Raw genomic sequence first — 16,915 nt, forward strand, 5'->3', positions numbered from 1 at the left:
ACCCATGTCAGCCCTCCGCTCGCTCGTGGTGGTGCCGCGGCACGCCGACCGTGTGCTCGGCCTGGAGCACGGCGTCGGTCACGAGCTGAAGCGCGTGCTCGTCGGTGAGCGCGTAGAACACGGTGGTGCCCTGCCTCCGGGTCGTCACCATCCGCGCCAGCCGCAGCTTGGCGAGGTGCTGCGACACCGTCGCGGGATTGCGGTCGACGATGTCCGCCAGGTGGTTCACGGAGAGCTCCCCTTCGCGCAGGGCGAGCACCAGGCGGATGCGCGTCGCGTCGGCGAGCATCGAGAACACCTCGACCGCGAGCTCGACGAACTGACTGTCGACGTCGATCCCGTCGGTGCCCTTATCTATGTGCATACGCAGATTCTAATGTTCTGCGCATCGCCGCCGCTAGAGGGCGCGCAGCCGCGGGGCGAGGTCGCGCTCGAACAGCTCCATGAAGCGCCGCTGGTCGTGGCCGGGGGCGTGGAAGACGAGGTGGTTCAGACCCCAGTCGATGTACTGCTTGATGTCGGCGACCACCTGGTCGGGGTCGGATCCGACGATCCAGCGGGAGGCGATCTGCTCGATCGGCAGCGCATCCGCCGCCTTCTCCATCTCGACCGGGTCGGTGATGTCGTGCTTCTGCTCCTTGGAGAGCGCGAGCGGCGCCCAGAAGCGGGTGTTCTCGAGCGCGGTGTCGTAGTCGGTGTCGTAGGACAGCTTGATCTCGATCATCCGGTCGACGTCGTCGAGGGTCTTGCCCGCCTTGCCGGCCCCCTCCTCGACCGCCGGCATCAGCTCGTCGCGGTACAGCCCGGCACCCTTGCCCGAGGTGCAGATGAACCCGTCGCCGGCGCGACCCGCGTAGCGGGCCACCATCGGACCCCCCGCCGCGATGTACACCGGGATCGGGGTGCCGGGTCGGTCGTAGATCGACGCGTCCACCGTCTGGTAGTACTCCCCCTCGAAGCTCACCCGGTCGCCGGTCCACAAAGCCCGCATCAGGTCGACCGACTCCCGCAGCCGGGCGAACCGCTCCCTGAACTCCGGCCACTCCCCCGTCCACCCGGTCGCGATCTCGTTGAGCGCCTCACCGGAGCCGACCCCCAGGAAGATCCGCCCCGGATACAGCACCCCCATCGTCGCGAACGCCTGCGCGATCACCGCCGGGTTGTAGCGGAACGTCGGCGTCATCACACTCGTCCCGATGAGCACACTCGAGGTCCGCTCGCCCACCGCCGTCATCCAGGCGAGCGAGAACGGTGCGTGCCCGCCCTCGTGCCGCCACGGCTGGAAATGATCCGACGTCGTCACCGACTCGAACCCGTGCCCCTCCGCCGCCACCGCGAACTCCACCAGATCACGCGGCGCGAACTGCTCAGCCGACGCCTTGTACCCGAGACGAAGAGGACGAGTCACTCGTCGACCCCCTCGAGCGAGGGCGACGGGGCGAGGATCCCGTCCCAGCGGGGGGTGGTCTCCGAGCGCAGACCGAACTGGTCCAGCGCGCGCGTGACGATGTGATCGATCATGTCCTCGAGCGATTCGGGGTTGTTGTAGAAGGCGGGCATGGGCGGCATGATCGTGACCCCGAGCCGCGACAGGGTGAGCATGTTCTCCAGGTGGATCGGGCTCAGCGGGCTCTCCCGCACCATGAGCACGAGCTGACGACGCTCCTTGATGACGACGTCGGCCGCGCGCGCGACCAGGTCGTCGGCGATCCCGTGCGCGACCTGCGCGAGGGTCTTCACCGAGCACGGCGCCACGATCATGCCCAGGGTCTCGAACGAACCGCTCGAGATCGTCGCGCCCTGGTCGCCCGGGCGGTGCACCACGTCGGCGATCGCCTTGAGATCCTTCGAGCTCAGTCGTGTCTCGTGCTGCAGGGTCTTGGCGCCCCACGGGCTGACGATCAGATGCGTCTCGAGATCGAACTCCCGCGCGCGCTGCAGGGTGCGGACGCCGAACACCGCCCCGCTCGCCCCCGTGATCGCCACGATCAGCCGCTTCCTCATCGCAAGACCTCCTCGAGTACCTCGATCTGATGCTCCCACCGTTGCGCGACGCCCGCGGGATCGTCGAGCTCGAAGCGGATGCCGGAGGTGACCTCGGCGTAGCCCACGCGGTCGAGTTCGACCTCGACGATGTCGCCCGCGAAGGCGGCCCGGCCGGGCGGCAGCTCCACCCCGGTCGCCTCGGCGAGGGAGACCCGGATGCGGAGCAGCCCGCCGTCGGCGACCCCGAGCAGCAGGCAGCGTCCCGTGTCGCGCACGGCGGCCGTCGTCCGGCTGCCCGCGTAGAGGAGCACGCCCACGCGTTCCCCGAGCACGAGCACCTCGCCCGCGCTGAGCGCGGCCACCCGGGGCTCGGCCCCGGCGATGAGCAGCACCGTCTCGCCGACCTTCGAGGCGAGCCCGCGCCCGTCGAAGACGTCGGCCCACGCCGCGGGGACGCCCGTCATTCCATGACCCAGGACCACGTCTCCCGGGTGAAGTTCTTGACCTCGATCGAGGGCCCGATCGCCTGCGGGAAGCGATCGCGCCACGACCAGGGCCGACAGGCGTCGATGATGAGCCGGGAGTTGGTGCCCTTGTGATCCGGATGGATCGCGGGATCGAGCGCGCCGCTCAGCGCCCCGGTCAGGATCTTGGTGTCGCGTTCGGGGTCGGCGCGGGTCGTGACGGCCCAGATCACCTCGTGCAGGTCGGTGATGTCGATGTCGTCGTCGACGACGATCACGATGCGTCCCAAGTAGTTGGCCTGGCGCACCTGGGCGGCGATGTTGCCGACCTGACGGGAGTGGCCCTCGTACAGCTGGGTGATCGAGATGATGTTGAACAGGCGGCAGCCGCCGACGCTGTGCGTCCAGGCGTTCACGACCCCCGGGATCCCGGCCCCCTGGATCTCGCGCTTGAGGGCGGCGCTGCGGCCGTACTGCTGGAAGCGCTGCGCCTCGTACGGGGGCTTCTCGGGCGGGCAGCCGAGGATGATGGGGTTGTTCCGGTAGTAGACGGCCTTCACCTCGAACACGGGCTCGGGACGCGCGGTCGAGGCGTAGTAGCCCGTCCACTCGCCGAACGGACCCTCGTCGCGGGTCACGTCGTGCCGCAGGAAGCCCTCGATCGCGATCTCGGCGTCGGCGGGGATGGGCAGACCGGTGAACTCGCCGGTGATGGTCTCGATCGCCTCGCCGAGCACGCCGCCGACCCACTCCAGCTCGCTGACGTTGCGCGGGATCTCGAGACCGGATGCCATGAACTGCAGCGGGTGCAGGCCCGCGACGATGACGGCCGGCATGTCCTCGCCGGCGTTGAACCAGGTGTCGCGGTGGAGTCGTCCATCCTTGCCGGGCGAGATGTAGATGGCGGCGGTGGTCTCGTCGTAGACCTGGGCCCGGTAGGTGCCCATGTTGATCGTGCCGTCGTCGCGACTGCGGGTGATGATGCCGCATCCGGTGCCGATGAACGGCCCGCCGTCCTCCGGATGCCACAGCGGCGTGGGGAAGGCGAGCAGATCCACGTCGTGGCCCCGCATCACGTTCTCGGTGATGGGACCGGACTCGACCTGCTTCGTGGCGATCGGCACGACCGAGTCGAGGTGCGCCTGCCAGGCGTCGACCAGCTCGAAGGTGCCGATGTCGTGCGGCAGGCGCAGAGTGTTGGCGAGTCGCTTGCGGTTGCCGAGCGTGTTGACCGCGACGCGCCACCCCTTCGGATAGCCCGGGATCGCGTCGAACAGCACGGCCGGAGACTCCTCCGTGTGGTGCAGCATCTCCGACACCAGGCCGATGCTGGCCTCCGCATCGACGCCCTCGATCACGCGCAGCTCACCGAGCTCGTCGACCTCCCGCAACCAGCGGCGCAGCCCCGAGTCGTCGGTGCCGGGTGCTTCGGCGTAGGGCACGGTGGCCGCGTCGCCGCGTCCCTTCGCCCGGAGTTCGTCGGGGATCGTGTCGCTCATGCGCGCACCTTTCCGCGGCGGGTGCCGCTGTGTCGAATCACCGGGAGACCCGGTTGACCTGCCACGGGGTCAGCTTCCGCTGCGCCCATGCGGCGAAGCCCTGGATCGCGACGGCGACGATCATGATCACGAAGATCGGGACGAACATGTCCGCCGTCAGGTAGTCGATCGCGAAGAGTTTGATCTGGCCGCCGACGCCGACGAGCGTCGACGTGATCTCCGACACGATGACGCCGGACCACGCGGCCGAGAACGCCTGGCGTCCCCCGGCGACCATGAAGGGCGACGCCGCCGGCAGGATGATCCCCCAGATGATCTGGCGTTCGTTGGCGGTGTATGCGACACCCGCGTCGATGAGGTCCTTGTCGACGGCCCGCACGCCCGCCATCGTGTTGATGATGACCGGCCAGACCGCCGACAGCACCACGTATCCGAGACGGAACGGGTAGTCGAATCCCAGCAGGATGATCATGAGCGGCACGAGCGCGACGTGCGGGAGGCAGTAGAGGAACGTCACGTACGGGTCGAGCGCGTAGGCGACCTTCTTCCAGCGCCCCATCGCCACGCCGATGGGAAGACCGATCACGAGGGCGGCGGCGAGACCGGTGACGAGAACGAACATGGAGTCGAAGAACGGCCCCCATACCGATCCGGTCACGAACAACTGGGTCCACGCGGCGGCGAAGATCTCCGACGGAGGGGCGATGAGCGCCCGGCTCACATCCTTCGCGCCGATCTCCCAGGCGCCCAGCAGCACCACGAGGGTGACGATGCGGATGGTCCAGCGGCCGAGCGGGGACTGGGCCCACTTGTTGCGCGACGCCGCGCTGTTCATCGTGCGGATGGCGCGGGTGGTCGTCGAGGCGGTCATCACTCGGCCTGCGCATTCGTCGGGATGTCGCGTTCCACGACGCCTTCCTTCTTCCGCCTCCGGTTCCACGGCTCGTTGAGGGTCGTGTTGAACCGGGTGAGGAACTCGGCGATGAAGACCGCGAACAGGCCGAGCACGACCACCGCGACGAACATGGAGTCGATGCGGAAGTACTTGGCGTAGTAGGAGATCAGATTGCCGATGCCGCCGGCCGACGTCGCGATCTCCGCGACCACCACGCCCATCAGGCCGCGGCCGAGGCCGAGGTGCAGGCCGGCGAAGATGTAGGGCACGCTGCCGCGGAGGTAGATGCTGCGGTACACCTTGAATCCGGAGGCTTTGAACGCCTTCCCGACGTCGAGGAGACCCTGATCCACCTCCTTCCCGCCCAGGTAGGTGTTCAGCATGATCGGGAAGACGGCCGACAGGAACACGATGCCGATCCTCATCTCGAAGCTGATGCCGAGCCACAGCACGAGCACCGGGATGAGGGTGATGCGCGGGGTGGCGTAGAGCGCCGAGAGGTAGGGCGACAGCGCGGTCTCGACGATCGGGCTGAACGACATGAGCAGACCCAGCGGCACCCCGACGAGGATGGCGAGGCCGAATCCGGCGCCGAGCCCGCGGAGGGTCTCGAGGAACGCGGGCCAGACCTCCGGCCAGAAGTGCTCCACCGCGGCCGCCCAGATGGCGGACGGCGAGGAGATGACGTACGGCAGATCCCGCCCGAAGTACTCCCAGACGCCGAGGAAGACGACGAGCGAGATGACGCGGATGGTCCACGGATTGCCGAGCACCCGTCGCCAGGCGGGGGTCGCGGCGGAGCGGGCGGCGGGGCCGGGGGCCCCTCCGGTGGGCGGGGCGTCGACGGTCGCCACCTGGGTCATTTCGCCGCCCCCGCAGCGATCTTGATCTGCGACTGGAGCAGGTTCCAGCATTCGTCGCGGAGCTCCGCATAGCGCTCGGTCGCGCGCCAGTTGGAGTCGGTGCGGGGCTTCTCGATGTCGACGGGGAGGTCGGCGATGACGCGGCCCGGGTTGACGCCCATCACGATGATGCGGTCGGACAGGTAGATCGCCTCGTCGATCGAGTGCGTGACGAAGAGCACCGAGAGCCCCTTCTCAGCCACGATCTTCAGCAGCAGCCCCTGCAGTTGCTCGCGGGTGAGCGCGTCGAGAGCGCCGAAGGGCTCGTCCATGAGCAGGAGCTTCGGCTCGATCGCGAGCGCACGGGCGAGACCGACGCGTTGCTGCTGCCCGCCGGACAGCTGGGAGGGGAAGTGGTCCTTGCGGGACCCGAGGCCCACGAGCTCGAGGTACTCGGCAGCACGCGCGAGGCGCTCCTTCTTGGGGACGCCTTGCACCTCGAGCCCGTAGGCCGCGTTCTGGAGTGCGGTCTTCCAGGGGAACAGGTTGAAGCTCTGGAAGACGATCGCCTTGTCGCGAGAAGGACCGTTGCTGGCCTCTCCGTTCACGAAGACCTCACCGTCGGACTGCTCCAGGAGGCCGGTGACGATCCGCAGGGCGGTCGTCTTCCCGCATCCGGAGGGCCCGAGGAGCGAGACGAACTCGCCGGCCCCCACCTCCAGGTTGAAGTCCACCAGGATCGGGGGCTTCGCCGGGTCGTAGCTCTTCGTGACGTTGATGACGCTCAACATGTACTTCTCGACTCCTTCGTCGTGTCGGTCGGACCGTTACTGGAACGTGCCGTTCCGGGAGAGGTAGTCGTCGACGAACGTCGAGTTCAACCACTCGCTCTTGTCGGGGATGGTCGCCGCGTCGAAGTCGCCGGCGTCGATCGAGGTCTGGATCCAGCTGTCGATCAGGTCGTCGCTCAGGCCGCCGTCCACACCGAAGAAGTCGATGTCGACGAAGCCGTCGTAGGCGCTGTCGCGCAGCGCGTCCGAGCTCTCGGTGTCGACCGACTGCGACAGCTCGATGTAGCCGTCCTTGTCGCTCGCCGCCCAGCGCTCCGCGTCGATGAGGGCGTCCACGGCCTTCTGCGCGACCTCGGTCTTCGCCGTGAAGTCCGTCGACGCGATGAGTCCGGTCTGCACGTACGGGCCGAGGGCCGGACCGCAGTACAGCAGGGCGTGGAACTGCCCGGTCTCGATGGCCGCTTCGGCGCTCACGAGGTGGGCGACGGTCGCCTGGACCTGGCCGGCCTGGAGGGCCGCGACGCGCGCCGAGGTGCCGCCGATGACGACGTAGTCGGGCGAGTCGATGTCGAAGCCCTCGGCGTCGAGGGCCAACTTCATGATCGTGTCGCCGGCAGAGCCGGGGGTGTTGACCGCGATGGTCTTGCCCTCGAGGTCGTCGATGCTTTCGATGTCGTTCTGGGCGAGCACCACGTAGTCGGTGGCCTGCGCGTTGACCGCGACGAGCTCGACGGGCGCCTCGGTGTTCTGCACAGCGGTGATCATCGAGGGCAGCGAGCCGATGTAGACGTCGGCGGCACCGGCGACGACGGCGCGCAGTGCGGCGTCCTCCTCCTCGACCGACTTGAAGTCGACGGAGAAGCCGGCGTCTTCGAGGTTCTGCTTCCACTTCTCGACGTCCACGGCGCTGAAGTCCGGGGTGCCGATGCCGATGATGCGGATGGTGAGGTCGTCACCGTCGCCGCCGTCGCCGCTGTCGCCGGAGGTGCTGCATCCGGCGAGGACGAGGGCCATGGCGACGACGGGGATTGCCAGGAACCGAGCTTTCATCATTGAAACCTTCTTTCTCCGCAGGCCATTCTGCGGAAGGGGCAAGTACCGCTATCGCATCACCCCATGTTCCATAAGTCAAGCAATCATGGCAAATTTGTTTCCAAGAGGAGGTGAAGCAAATTTCGCTGTCATCGCTCCGGCTTGTCGGAATCCTCGCCGGAGAGCACGAAGAGCCCCCACCGATCCATCGACTTCATGAGCCGGTCGTAGCGCGTCATCGAGTCGCCGAGAGCCGCCATCGTCCCGTTCAGCAGCACGTTGAGCACCGCCACCGGCGCCACGAGCGAATTCTGCGTGCCCATCCCGCTCACCCGCGTCGGCAGCACGACGTCGACCCGCTGGCCGACGGGCGAGATCGGCGTGTCCGTGAGCCCGACCAGCTTCATCTTGCGCTCGCGGGCGAGTTCGAGGATCTGGATGGTGTCCGCACTGTACGGCGCGAAGCCGATCACCAGCAGGGCGTCGTCCTCCGTGGCGGAGAAGAGCGCCGGCACCTGCCTGCCCCCGAGGTTCTCCAGCAGATAGGCCTGGCCCCGGATGCGCTCGAGGGTGAGCGCCGCGTAGGCGGCCAGCGCGCCCGACGCGTAGCCGCCCGCCACGAAGACGGAGCGCGCCGAGGCGAGGATCGCCACCGCCTCGTCGAGCCGCTCCGGCTCGAGCGCCGCGATCGTCTTGCGCAGGTTCTCGAGGTCGTGGAGCAGCGAGGCGGCGTGACCACCCGCTTCGAGATGCTCCGCCAGTCCCTCATCGCCGTCGGACCCCGTCGCCTTGCCCCGGATGTGGCCGCGCACGACCTGGCGCACCTGCTCCTGGAGATCCGGATAGCCGTTGAGCCCCAGCTTGTAGGCGAAGCGGACGACGGTCGAGGGCGCAACGGAGAGACGCTCCGAGAGCTTGTCGACCGTGGCGAAGGCCACGAACTCCGGGTCTTCGACGATCGCCTCGGCGATGCGCTTCTGCGAATGGGTGAGCTCATCGTACTTCTTGCGCACCGCGCTCAGGACGTCCTGCGAGGCATCCATGTCGACCTCCGGTTCCGGCGACCGTCGGGCCGCACCGCAGTTGAGAGTAGTGGAACACTCGCTCCCATCGTTCAACTGAAACGGTCATCTTGCAACAACAATGTTTGTTTCATTCTCTGGCCACTCCTGCAGCGCCCTGCTAGGGTCGACCCGATCGCATCGACGAGGAGCATCCATCCATGGCACGTGAGCTGACGCGCGTAGGTGACATGACGTTCGGCGTCATTCTTCCCAACAAGGGGCGCGGATCCGGACCCGAACATCTGGACGCGGTGGCCTCGGTCGCCACCGAGCTGGGCTGGCGCAGCGGATGGGTCACCGACCACCTCATGGTGCCGGACGGCCCCGAGGCTGACGAATACGGGTGGATGCTCGAGGCGCTCACGACCATCGCCTGGGTCGGGGGTCGCCACGAGGATCTCGTGCTGGGGACGAGCGTCGTCTCCCCGGCGATGCGCGACGCGCCGATGCTCGCCAAGGAGCTCGCAACCCTCGACGTGCTGCTGGGCGGGCGCCTCATCGTCGGCGTCGGCGTGAGCGACACCGACGACCTGCCCGAGTACCGCAACATGGGCAAAGAGGACAGGTTCCGGGTGCGCGGGCGCTACGTCGACGAGTCGATGCGCCTGTGGCGGCACCTCTGGTCGGGCAGCACCGAGCCGTTCCACGGGGAGTTCCACACCCTCGAGGACTTCACCTTCGCCCCCCTGCCGACCCGAGACATCCCGATCTGGGCAGGCGGGCGCAGCGCCCGCGCCCTCCGCCGCACCGCGGAGTTCGGAGACGGCTACCACGCCGCCCAGACAGGTCCCGCCGATCTCGAGGAGCGGTTGCCGCAGCTGCGCGAGGCCATGGCCCTCACCGGCCGCGCCTTCCCGTTCGTGTCGACGCGGGCGCGCGTGAAGTTCCAGGCCGCGCCGAGCGCCACCTATTCCATCCACGGCGACCCGGAGGCCATGATCGGCGAGGTGCTGCGCTTCGCAGCCGTCGGCAACGACGAGCTGATCCTCGTGTTCGAGGGGCACGACCCCGATGAGTTCGCCGCGAACGCACGCCGCTTCGACCGCGAGGTGATCCGGCCCGCGGCCGAGCGCGCCGCAGGCCGATGACGACCACCGCGACGCGTCTCGCGGAGTTCGCCGTCGGCACCACGTGGTCCGGCATCCCCGTGGCCGCGCAGGACGCCGCGCGACATCTGCTCGTGGACGCGATCGCGTGCGCGATCGCGGGGCGCGACGCGCCCGCACGCGCGGACTTCGCGCAGGCGGCACGCGGCCTCGGTGCGGGACGCGCGCTCGTCGTCTCCGATCCGGAGGGCGCCGGACGTGCCGCCGCCGCCCTGCTCAACGCCTGGCAGGCGACGGCGACCACCATGTGCGACGTCTTCCGCCCCCGCATGTGCCACGTCTCCCCGCCGCTGCTCGGCGCGGCGCTCGCGACGACCGCGGACGACACCGCCGTCGAGGAGGTCCTCCGGGCGGTCGCGATCGGCGCCGAGGTCACGGTGCGGCTCTGCGAGGCGATGGACGAGGGCTGGTACCGGGGCGCCCGCTGGCACGCCCCGGGCGTCGTGGGCCCGTTCGGGGCCGCGACGACCGCCGGCCTGCTGTCCGGCCTCGACGCCGAGACGCTCGAGCGCACGTGGGGTCTCGCCCTGCTGCAGTCGGCGGGCACCTTCGCGGCGATCGGCTCCCCCGGGGTCAAGTTCACGCAGGCGCGCGCCGCCCTCGCGGGGGTCCTCGCGGTCGACATGACGCGGGCGGGGCTGGGCGGCCAACTCGATCCTCTCGAACATCCGGACGGCGGCCTGCTGATCGCCTACGGCGGCGCGGATGCCGACGCCGTGCTGCGCGGAATCGGCGACGACTGGCGCCTGCACGGCATCGCGCTGCGCCGCTGGCCGGCGGCGAGCTCGCTGCAGTCGGTCATCGAGGCGGTGCTCGCGCTCCGCCGCTCCGGCTCACCCGAACGGATCGTCGTCGAGCTCCCCCCGCAGTCCTTCGCGCTGTGCGCCGACAAGGGCTGGCCCGATCAACTCACCGCGCTGCAGTCGGCGCGCTGGGTGGCGGCCACCGTCTGGCGGGTCGGCGACTGCCGACTGAGCGACTTCTCGCCGGAGTCGCTCCTCGACTCCGAGACGGCGGGGCTCGCTGGTCGAGTCGAGGTGCGGGAGGATGTGGCCCTCGGCGACGGCGCCGCGCGCGTGCTCGTCGACGGCGCCGCGCGCGAGGTGGCCGTCGCGCTCGGCACCCCCGCCCGTCCACTCGACGCCGCGGCCGTCGAGGAGAAGCTCGTGCGCACAGCGGGCGACGCACGGGCCGCGCGGCTGCTCGCCGCGCTCGACGACGCGGATGCCCGCGCCCTGCGGGACGCGCTGCGCGGCTGAACGAGGCTCAGGGGCGGATGGCCTCGGGCGAGAGCCCATCCCGTGAGCGCGCGAGCCACAGGGCGAACGCCGCGGCGCCGAGCGCCAGGATCCCGGACATCACCAGGAACGCCGCCTGCGGCCCGAGGCGATCCGACACGGAGCCGTCGATGAGGGCGGCGATCGGACGCCCCCCGATGAACCCCATCGTCCACAGGGCCATGACCCGCCCGCGGAGCCCGTCGTCGAGCAGCTCGAGCAGGCTCGTGGAGACATCCGAACTCGCCGCCAGGTAGCCCATGCCCGAGACCACGATGACGCCGAGCGCCACCCCCGCGACGGGCGCCGCAGCCACCCCGACGAACCCGACCACCACGAGCGCCAGGCCCGTGACGCACGTCCACCCCGGGCCGAGCCACCGGCGCATCCGACCCACGAACGGCGCCATCAGCAGGGACCCCATGCCGAACGCCGTCACGAGCAGTCCGGCGTTCTCGGATCCGAGCCCCAGATGCTCGGCGAGCGACGGGCCGAGGGTGATCGCCGGGTCGGTCGCCATCCCGACCACCAGCGCGAGCAGCAGGAGGCCAACGAGCCCGGGGTTGTGCATCACGTGCCGCACCCCGCCCAGGACACCGCCCTGGCCCGAGCTCCGGGCGCGCCCGACGGGACGGATCACGGCGAGCACGATCGCGTAGGCGGCGAAGCTCACGGCGTTCGCGCTGAAGGCGAGGCCGGGCCCGCCGAGCGCGACGAGTCCCGCGCCGAGCGCCGGACCGATCCCCCGGGCGAGGTTGAAGGTCAACGACTGGAACGCCGATGCCTGCGCGAGATCCGCCGGGGGGACGAGCGCGGGAAGCAGCGCCTGCATCGTCGGGGTGCTGAGCGCCCGGCCGACGCCCAGCACGAAGGTCACGGCGAGCAGCAGCGCGACATCCCGGGCGCCGAGCAGGACGGCGATCGCGAGCGAGCTCGCGGCGACCGCCATGACGGAGGAGATCACCAGCAGCAGCACGCGCCGGTCGAAGCGATCCGCAAGCTGACCGCCGAGCGGGGCGAGCACGATCGAGACGCCGAATCCGGCGACCGACACGAGCGCCACCATCGACGAGAGCCCGGTGATCTGGAACACGAACACCACCGCGGCGATGTCATGGCACCAGGTTCCGATGTTGGAGGCCAGGCTGCCGGCGAAGTACGGCCCGAAGCTCCGGTCGGCGAAGAGTCTCCACACCGAGCGCCGCTCCGGCCGCGGCGCGGGATCCTCCGCCGTCATCCGGCGACGCGGAACCGCGGGATCGTGACCTCGCCCTCCGGATCGAACGCGACCTCCACCGCATCGCCCACCGCGAAGTCCTCGCCCGTGAGCGGGAGCACGTTGCTGATCATGCGCGGCCCCTCCTCGAGCTGGACGAGCACGACGTTGTAGGGCAGGCGGTCCTTCCAGGCCGGGTGGTAGCTCTGGTGGAACACCAGCTTGGACAGCACCGTGCCGCGGCCGGACAACGCCTGCCACTCCCAGCGTTCGTCGAGGCACACGGGGCACCACGGCGCGAGCGGATAGCGGAGGTGATCGCAGGCGAGGCAGCGCTGCACACGCAGTTCGCCCGCCGCGGCGCCCTCCCAGAAGCCGCGGTTGTTGTCGGTGACGACGGGTCGGATGAGATCGGTCATGTCAGCGCCCCAGGACGAGTGCGGCGGAGGTGTTGAGGGTCATGCCGCGCCCGGTCACGAGGGTGACCTCCGCTCCCGGCACCTGCCGCGGCCCGCATTCACCGCGCATCTGGCGCACGCCTTCGACGACGTGCAACCAGCCCTGCATGTACGACTCGGAGAGGTTGCCGCCGGCCGTGTTGACGGGCAGCTCCCCTCCGAGCGTGATCCGTTCGCCGCCCTCGACGAACGGACCGGCCTCGCCCGGCTTCACGAAGCCCGCGTGCTCCAACCAGAGCAGCACCGAGATGGTGAAGTTGTCGTAGAGCTGGGCGACGTCGATGTCCGTCGGGCCGACGCCGGCCATCCGGTAGGCGTCGAAGATCGCCTCCCGCTGGTGCGGCATGTACCACCAGTCCTCCTTCTCGAGCTTCTGCAACGAGTGGGCCTGGCCCATGCCCATGATCCGCACCGGATGGGTCGCGTTGTCGCGCGCGCGCTCGGGGCTCGTGACGATGATCGCGACGGCGCCGTCGCTGATGAGGCAGCAGTCGAGCAGGTGCAGGGGGTCGACGATCATCCGGGAGTTCTGATGGTCCTCGATCGTGAAGGGCTCGCGCATGATGGCGTTCGGGTTGAGCGCGGCGTGCTTGCGCATCGTCACCCCCACCCAGCCGAGCTGCTCGCTCGTGGTGCCGTAGACGGCCATGTGGCGGCTCGCGGCGATCGCGCTGTTCGCGGCGTTGCCGAACATGCCCCAGATCCCCCAGGAGTCGTCGTCGCCCGCGGCCGCACCGAAGCGGCTGCCTCCGGTCTTCGCCGCGTCGCCGAACACGACGGCGACCGTGGAGGCCATGCCCGCCTCGATCGCGAGCGCCGCCTGGGTGACGAGCGTGCCGACGGTCGCGCCGCCCATGCTGATGCTCCACGCGATCCGCGGATTGATCCCGAGCAGTTCGCCGAGCGCCAGATAGTGCTTCGCGCCCTCGGGCGAGGTGGTGCCGGGCATCGTGATGAGGCCGTCGATCTCGTCCTTCGGGATGCCCGCGTCGCCGAGGGCGTTCACGAACGCCTCCTTGGCGAGCTGATTGGAGGTCACACCGGGGAACTTGCCCATGCGGCTCGTCCCGACCCCCGTGATGGCGGCCTTGTCCCAGCTCATCGATCGTCACCCATCCGTTCCGACTACCTTCCTTCGAATCTCGGCGGGCGCTTCTCGCGGAACGCGGCGCGTCCCTCCGCCCGGTCGTAGGTCTCCGCGAGCTCCGCCCACAGCCGGCGTTCGAGCTCGATGCCCGGGCCGATCGCGTCGAGAGCGGCACGCGCCGCGCGCTTGGCCGCGACGAGCGAGAGGGGCGCGGCTTCCGCGATGCGCTCGGCGAGCTCGGCGACACGCTCGGCGAACTCGTCCTCGGCGAAGACGTCGCTCACGAGTCCGTACCGGAGCGCCGTCTCGGCGTCGATCGGCGCGCCCGTGAAGAGGGCCTTCGCCGCCACGGCCGAGGGCAATGCGTGGAAGATGCGCTGGGTGCCGCCGCTCCCGGGGAGACTGCCGATCCTCACCTCCGGCAGGAGGAACTTCGCGCGCGGGGTCGCCACCCGCAGGTCCGCGGCGAGGGCGAATTCGAAGCCGCCGCCCGCCGCGCCGCCGTCGACCGCCGCGATGAGGGGCTTCGTGAAGTCGTCGAGCGGCTGCGCGAGGCGCTGCGGGTTCACGAGGAGCGGATGCGCCGGGTCCTGCGGACCGGTCAGGTCCGTTCCGGCGCAGAACACGCCACCCGCGCCGGTCAGCACGGCGACGCGCACCTCGGGATCCGCGTCGAGTGCCGCGAACGCCTGAGCGAGCTCGAGGCGTGCATCGAGGTCGAGGGCGTTGCGCTGCGCGGGACGGTCGAGCACCACCCATCCGACCTGACCGTGCACCGACCACGTCACGCCGGCCATCAGTAGAGCACCTTCTCGTCGACGAGACGTGCGATCTCGGCCGCGTCGAGCCCGAGTTCGGCGGCGAGCACCTCGGCCGTGTCCTCGCCGAGCAGCGGCGGGCGGGTGACCTGCGCCTCGGGCCCGTCGATCAGCCGGAACGGACTGCGGTTGATCGGGATCCGTCCGATCACCGGGTGCTCGACGTCGCGCCAGAACCCCCGCTCCCACAGCACCTTCTCCTCCACGATGTCGCGGGAGGAGTTGACGGGGGCGTGCGGCACGCCCGCGCGGGTGAGCAGGGCGATCGCGGCGCCGCGGTCGTGGCGGGCAACCGCGGCGGCCACGAGGGCGTCGACCGCGCCCTCCTCCGACGCGCGCGCCGCGGCGACCGCGAAGCGCGCGGGGGCCGCGAATCCGAGGGCGTCGACGAGCGACGCCCAGTGGGCGTCGCGCCGGCAGGAGACGACGATCCACGCTCCGTCTCGGCAGACGTAGGCACCGTGGGGGGCCACCCCCGGCACGCGATTGCCGACCGGCTCCGGCTGCCGGCCGAGACCGGCCTCGACGAAGGCGGGTCCGAGCACGTTGACCGTCGACTCGAGCTGGGACAGCTCGATCTGCTGGCCCTCGCCGGTGCGCCGACGGTGGCGGATGGCCGCGAGCACCGCCACGAGGGCATGACCCGGGTTGGGCACGTGGTCGGGGAAATGGGTTCCGGTGCCGACCGGCGCGCGACCGGGCACCCCCGACAGCGCGACCAGCCCCGACAGGGCGGCGATCGTCGAGCCGAAGCCGATGTAGCTCGCGTGCGGCCCCTCGGCGCCCTGCATCGGCATCGTGAGCGAGATGAGCGCGGGGTTCGTCTCGCGCAGCTGCGCGTAGCCCATCCCCCAGCGCTCCATGATCCCCGGGCGGAAGTTGCTGCTGACCATGTCGACGCCCTCGGCGAGGCGACGTGCGAGGGCACGTCCCTCCGCGGTCTGCATGTTGAGGGCCACGGACCGTTTGCTCGAGTTCCGGCTCGCGAAGTACCCCGAGGCCTCGATCCCCTCCGTGCCCGGACGGAACGGCGGCGAGAGCCGCAGGTTGTCGGGGTGGGTTCTGGATTCGACACGGTAGACGGACGCGCCGAGCTCGGCGAGCGTCTTCGTCACGAGCGCCCCGGCGCCGATCCAGCAGAAGTCGAGGATGCGGAACCCCTCGAGCGGCCGCCCCGCCGTCATCGCACGCCCTCCTCGACCCGCGCCCCGAAGAGCTCGGGGTCCGCTTCGCCGAGGGCCGGGGCCGGGCGCGGATCGGCGGCGGGCGTCGCCGAGAGCCGATACGGCGCGCGCGGGAAGCGGATGCTGCCCACGCGGGCGTCCGCGACGTCGACGAAGAAGTCGCGCGACGCGAGCTGCACGTCGGCGAGCACATCCCCGACGGTGGCGACCGGCGAGAGCGCGATCATCCGCGCCTGCGCGTCGCGATAGAGGTCCTGCTTGCCGCGCTGCGCGGTGAACGCGGCGAACAGCTGGCCGAAGCGATCGATGGCCTCGTCGCTCTGCCGGTATTCGAAGCTCGACCACCGCGGGTCGAGCAGTTCCGTCGCATCCGGGCTGCCGCACTCGACCATCCAGCCGACCAGATTCGACCAGGCACGCGCGGTGCCGAGGCGCCCGGCGATCATGGAGACGTAGCCGTCGCGGCAGGGGTAGACGCCGCTGCCCGCCTCCCGCGGCCGGTCGCCTTGACGTTCTCGTACCGTGCCGGTGAGCGCGTAGGTCACGGCACTGTCCTCGAGCGCCTGGGCGACGCACTCCTGTGCCGACACGTCGTAGCTGGATCCACCGCCGCCGCCCTCGGCGTCGAGCAGCGCGGCGAGCGCGGCGACGGCGCCGAAGATCGAGGCGGCGAAGCGGCTCAACCCACCGTAGGCGGCGACCGGCCCGAGGTCCGGATATCCGCCCAGGTGCAGCAGCCCCCCCGCGGCCATCAGGACGAGATCGTCGGTGTCGGTCCACGGGGCGGGGTGCTCGAGACCGAACGGCGTCACCACGACATGGCCGATTCCGGGATGGAGCCGCCGGAGCTCGACGTCGTCGATTCCCAGCTGAGCGAGCACGGGGCCGGGACTCTCGATCACGAGATCCGCGGTCGCGAGCAGGTCCCGGAGCTCGTCGACGCCCTCGGGCTGGGCCGTGTCGATCACGAGGGAGCGCTTGCCGGCGCTGACGAACCGCTCGAAGGCGCTCACCCCGCCCTCCGGCCACCCGATCAGGGGTTCCGCAGTGCGCGTGGTGGCTCCGCCCGGCGGCTCCACGCGGATGACCTCCGCGCCGAGATCCGCGAGCAGGCGGCCCGCGTAGGCGGCCAGCTCGTCGCCGAGGTCGACGACGCGGACGCCGTCGAGAGCGGCGGGAGGGCGGACGGATCCCAT

Annotated in this window: 18 protein-coding genes; 2 read left to right on the plus strand and 16 right to left on the minus strand. The window is 70.2% G+C overall.

Annotated features, from left to right (window positions below):
- Positions 1–7 precede the first annotated feature (7 nt).
- The 10 genes from NUH29_RS09605 to NUH29_RS09650 form a co-directional block, all read right to left on the minus strand.
- On the minus strand, positions 8–364 hold the full coding sequence (locus tag NUH29_RS09605) for an ArsR/SmtB family transcription factor (RefSeq protein WP_258798880.1): 357 nt from the start codon (positions 362–364) through the stop codon (positions 8–10).
- 33 nt (positions 365–397) lie between these two features.
- Positions 398–1,408, minus strand: coding sequence for a glucose-6-phosphate dehydrogenase (coenzyme-F420) (gene fgd, locus NUH29_RS09610; protein WP_258798882.1), 1,011 nt, complete (start codon positions 1,406–1,408; stop codon positions 398–400).
- Positions 1,405–2,004: a UbiX family flavin prenyltransferase gene (locus tag NUH29_RS09615; protein ID WP_258798883.1), complete on the minus strand. Its 600-nt coding sequence runs from the start codon at positions 2,002–2,004 to the stop codon at positions 1,405–1,407. Before NUH29_RS09615 ends, fgd begins: the two co-directional genes overlap by 4 nt.
- Positions 2,001–2,450, minus strand: coding sequence for a hypothetical protein (locus NUH29_RS09620; RefSeq protein WP_258798884.1), 450 nt, complete (start codon positions 2,448–2,450; stop codon positions 2,001–2,003). Before NUH29_RS09620 ends, NUH29_RS09615 begins: the two co-directional genes overlap by 4 nt.
- Positions 2,447–3,949 carry a UbiD family decarboxylase gene (locus NUH29_RS09625; RefSeq protein ID WP_258798885.1) on the minus strand — a complete coding sequence of 501 codons (1,503 nt, stop codon included), beginning with the start codon at positions 3,947–3,949 and terminating at the stop codon, positions 2,447–2,449. Before NUH29_RS09625 ends, NUH29_RS09620 begins: the two co-directional genes overlap by 4 nt.
- A 37-nt stretch (positions 3,950–3,986) precedes the next feature.
- Positions 3,987–4,820, minus strand: a complete 834-nt coding sequence (locus NUH29_RS09630) for an ABC transporter permease (RefSeq protein WP_258798886.1) — start codon at positions 4,818–4,820, stop codon at positions 3,987–3,989.
- Positions 4,820–5,707, minus strand: coding sequence for an ABC transporter permease (locus NUH29_RS09635; protein WP_258798887.1), 888 nt, complete (start codon positions 5,705–5,707; stop codon positions 4,820–4,822). Before NUH29_RS09635 ends, NUH29_RS09630 begins: the two co-directional genes overlap by 1 nt.
- The gene (locus tag NUH29_RS09640) at positions 5,704–6,477 is read right to left on the minus strand and encodes an ABC transporter ATP-binding protein (RefSeq protein WP_258798888.1); all 774 of its coding nucleotides are present in this window, start codon (positions 6,475–6,477) and stop codon (positions 5,704–5,706) included. Before NUH29_RS09640 ends, NUH29_RS09635 begins: the two co-directional genes overlap by 4 nt.
- Positions 6,478–6,513: 36 nt before the next feature.
- Positions 6,514–7,530 carry an ABC transporter substrate-binding protein gene (locus NUH29_RS09645; protein ID WP_258798889.1) on the minus strand — a complete coding sequence of 339 codons (1,017 nt, stop codon included), beginning with the start codon at positions 7,528–7,530 and terminating at the stop codon, positions 6,514–6,516.
- 128 nt (positions 7,531–7,658) lie between these two features.
- Entirely contained in the window at positions 7,659–8,552 is an 894-nt protein-coding gene (locus tag NUH29_RS09650) for a MurR/RpiR family transcriptional regulator (protein WP_258798890.1), read from the minus strand.
- A gap of 179 nt (positions 8,553–8,731) precedes the next feature.
- Here NUH29_RS09650 and NUH29_RS09655 point away from each other — a divergent pair, with 179 nt between their 5' ends.
- Together NUH29_RS09655 and NUH29_RS09660 are read left to right on the plus strand one after the other, a co-directional pair.
- Positions 8,732–9,661, plus strand: coding sequence for an LLM class flavin-dependent oxidoreductase (locus tag NUH29_RS09655; protein ID WP_258798891.1), 930 nt, complete (start codon positions 8,732–8,734; stop codon positions 9,659–9,661).
- Positions 9,658–10,938 (plus strand): MmgE/PrpD family protein, encoded by a 1,281-nt coding sequence (locus tag NUH29_RS09660; protein ID WP_258798892.1) that lies wholly within the window; start codon positions 9,658–9,660, stop codon positions 10,936–10,938. Before NUH29_RS09655 ends, NUH29_RS09660 begins: the two co-directional genes overlap by 4 nt.
- Positions 10,939–10,945: 7 nt before the next feature.
- Here the strand turns inward: NUH29_RS09660 and NUH29_RS09665 are convergent, their stop codons facing one another.
- Genes NUH29_RS09665 through NUH29_RS09690 form a run of 6 tightly spaced genes read right to left on the minus strand, consistent with a single transcriptional unit; the run spans position 10,946 to position 16,915 of the window.
- Positions 10,946–12,151 (minus strand): MFS transporter, encoded by a 1,206-nt coding sequence (locus tag NUH29_RS09665; protein WP_258798893.1) that lies wholly within the window; start codon positions 12,149–12,151, stop codon positions 10,946–10,948.
- Between the two features lie 38 nt (positions 12,152–12,189).
- Positions 12,190–12,591: a Zn-ribbon domain-containing OB-fold protein gene (locus tag NUH29_RS09670; protein ID WP_258798894.1), complete on the minus strand. Its 402-nt coding sequence runs from the start codon at positions 12,589–12,591 to the stop codon at positions 12,190–12,192.
- A 1-nt stretch (position 12,592) separates the two neighbouring features.
- Positions 12,593–13,732 carry a thiolase family protein gene (locus NUH29_RS09675; protein ID WP_258798895.1) on the minus strand — a complete coding sequence of 380 codons (1,140 nt, stop codon included), beginning with the start codon at positions 13,730–13,732 and terminating at the stop codon, positions 12,593–12,595.
- A gap of 23 nt (positions 13,733–13,755) precedes the next feature.
- Positions 13,756–14,514, minus strand: coding sequence for an enoyl-CoA hydratase/isomerase family protein (locus tag NUH29_RS09680; RefSeq protein ID WP_258798896.1), 759 nt, complete (start codon positions 14,512–14,514; stop codon positions 13,756–13,758).
- Positions 14,514–15,719 (minus strand): CaiB/BaiF CoA transferase family protein, encoded by a 1,206-nt coding sequence (locus NUH29_RS09685; protein ID WP_258798897.1) that lies wholly within the window; start codon positions 15,717–15,719, stop codon positions 14,514–14,516. Before NUH29_RS09685 ends, NUH29_RS09680 begins: the two co-directional genes overlap by 1 nt.
- Positions 15,716–16,915, minus strand: a complete 1,200-nt coding sequence (locus tag NUH29_RS09690) for a CoA transferase (protein ID WP_258798898.1) — start codon at positions 16,913–16,915, stop codon at positions 15,716–15,718. The genes NUH29_RS09685 and NUH29_RS09690 overlap by 4 nt, the downstream gene beginning before the upstream one ends.

Origin of the sequence: Protaetiibacter mangrovi, from assembly GCF_024752305.1 — a bacterium.
In the GTDB taxonomy this organism is placed as follows: domain Bacteria; phylum Actinomycetota; class Actinomycetes; order Actinomycetales; family Microbacteriaceae; genus Homoserinibacter; species Homoserinibacter mangrovi.

Bases quoted from the DNA above. Each gene is read 5' to 3' on its own strand.
- NUH29_RS09605 (WP_258798880.1), bottom strand. From the start codon at position 364: ATGCACATAGATAAGGGCACCGACGGGATCGACGTCGACAGTCAGTTC.
- NUH29_RS09615 (WP_258798883.1), bottom strand. From the start codon at position 2,004: ATGAGGAAGCGGCTGATCGTGGCGATCACGGGGGCGAGCGGGGCGGTG.
- NUH29_RS09620 (WP_258798884.1), bottom strand. From the start codon at position 2,450: ATGACGGGCGTCCCCGCGGCGTGGGCCGACGTCTTCGACGGGCGCGGG.
- NUH29_RS09625 (WP_258798885.1), bottom strand. From the start codon at position 3,949: ATGAGCGACACGATCCCCGACGAACTCCGGGCGAAGGGACGCGGCGAC.
- NUH29_RS09630 (WP_258798886.1), bottom strand. From the start codon at position 4,820: ATGACCGCCTCGACGACCACCCGCGCCATCCGCACGATGAACAGCGCG.
- NUH29_RS09635 (WP_258798887.1), bottom strand. From the start codon at position 5,707: ATGACCCAGGTGGCGACCGTCGACGCCCCGCCCACCGGAGGGGCCCCC.
- NUH29_RS09640 (WP_258798888.1), bottom strand. From the start codon at position 6,477: ATGTTGAGCGTCATCAACGTCACGAAGAGCTACGACCCGGCGAAGCCC.
- NUH29_RS09645 (WP_258798889.1), bottom strand. From the start codon at position 7,530: ATGATGAAAGCTCGGTTCCTGGCAATCCCCGTCGTCGCCATGGCCCTC.
- NUH29_RS09650 (WP_258798890.1), bottom strand. From the start codon at position 8,552: ATGGATGCCTCGCAGGACGTCCTGAGCGCGGTGCGCAAGAAGTACGAT.
- NUH29_RS09655 (WP_258798891.1), top strand. From the start codon at position 8,732: ATGGCACGTGAGCTGACGCGCGTAGGTGACATGACGTTCGGCGTCATT.
- NUH29_RS09660 (WP_258798892.1), top strand. From the start codon at position 9,658: ATGACGACCACCGCGACGCGTCTCGCGGAGTTCGCCGTCGGCACCACG.
- NUH29_RS09670 (WP_258798894.1), bottom strand. From the start codon at position 12,591: ATGACCGATCTCATCCGACCCGTCGTCACCGACAACAACCGCGGCTTC.
- NUH29_RS09675 (WP_258798895.1), bottom strand. From the start codon at position 13,732: ATGAGCTGGGACAAGGCCGCCATCACGGGGGTCGGGACGAGCCGCATG.
- NUH29_RS09680 (WP_258798896.1), bottom strand. From the start codon at position 14,514: ATGGCCGGCGTGACGTGGTCGGTGCACGGTCAGGTCGGATGGGTGGTG.
- NUH29_RS09685 (WP_258798897.1), bottom strand. From the start codon at position 15,719: ATGACGGCGGGGCGGCCGCTCGAGGGGTTCCGCATCCTCGACTTCTGC.
- NUH29_RS09690 (WP_258798898.1), bottom strand. From the start codon at position 16,915: ATGGGATCCGTCCGCCCTCCCGCCGCTCTCGACGGCGTCCGCGTCGTC.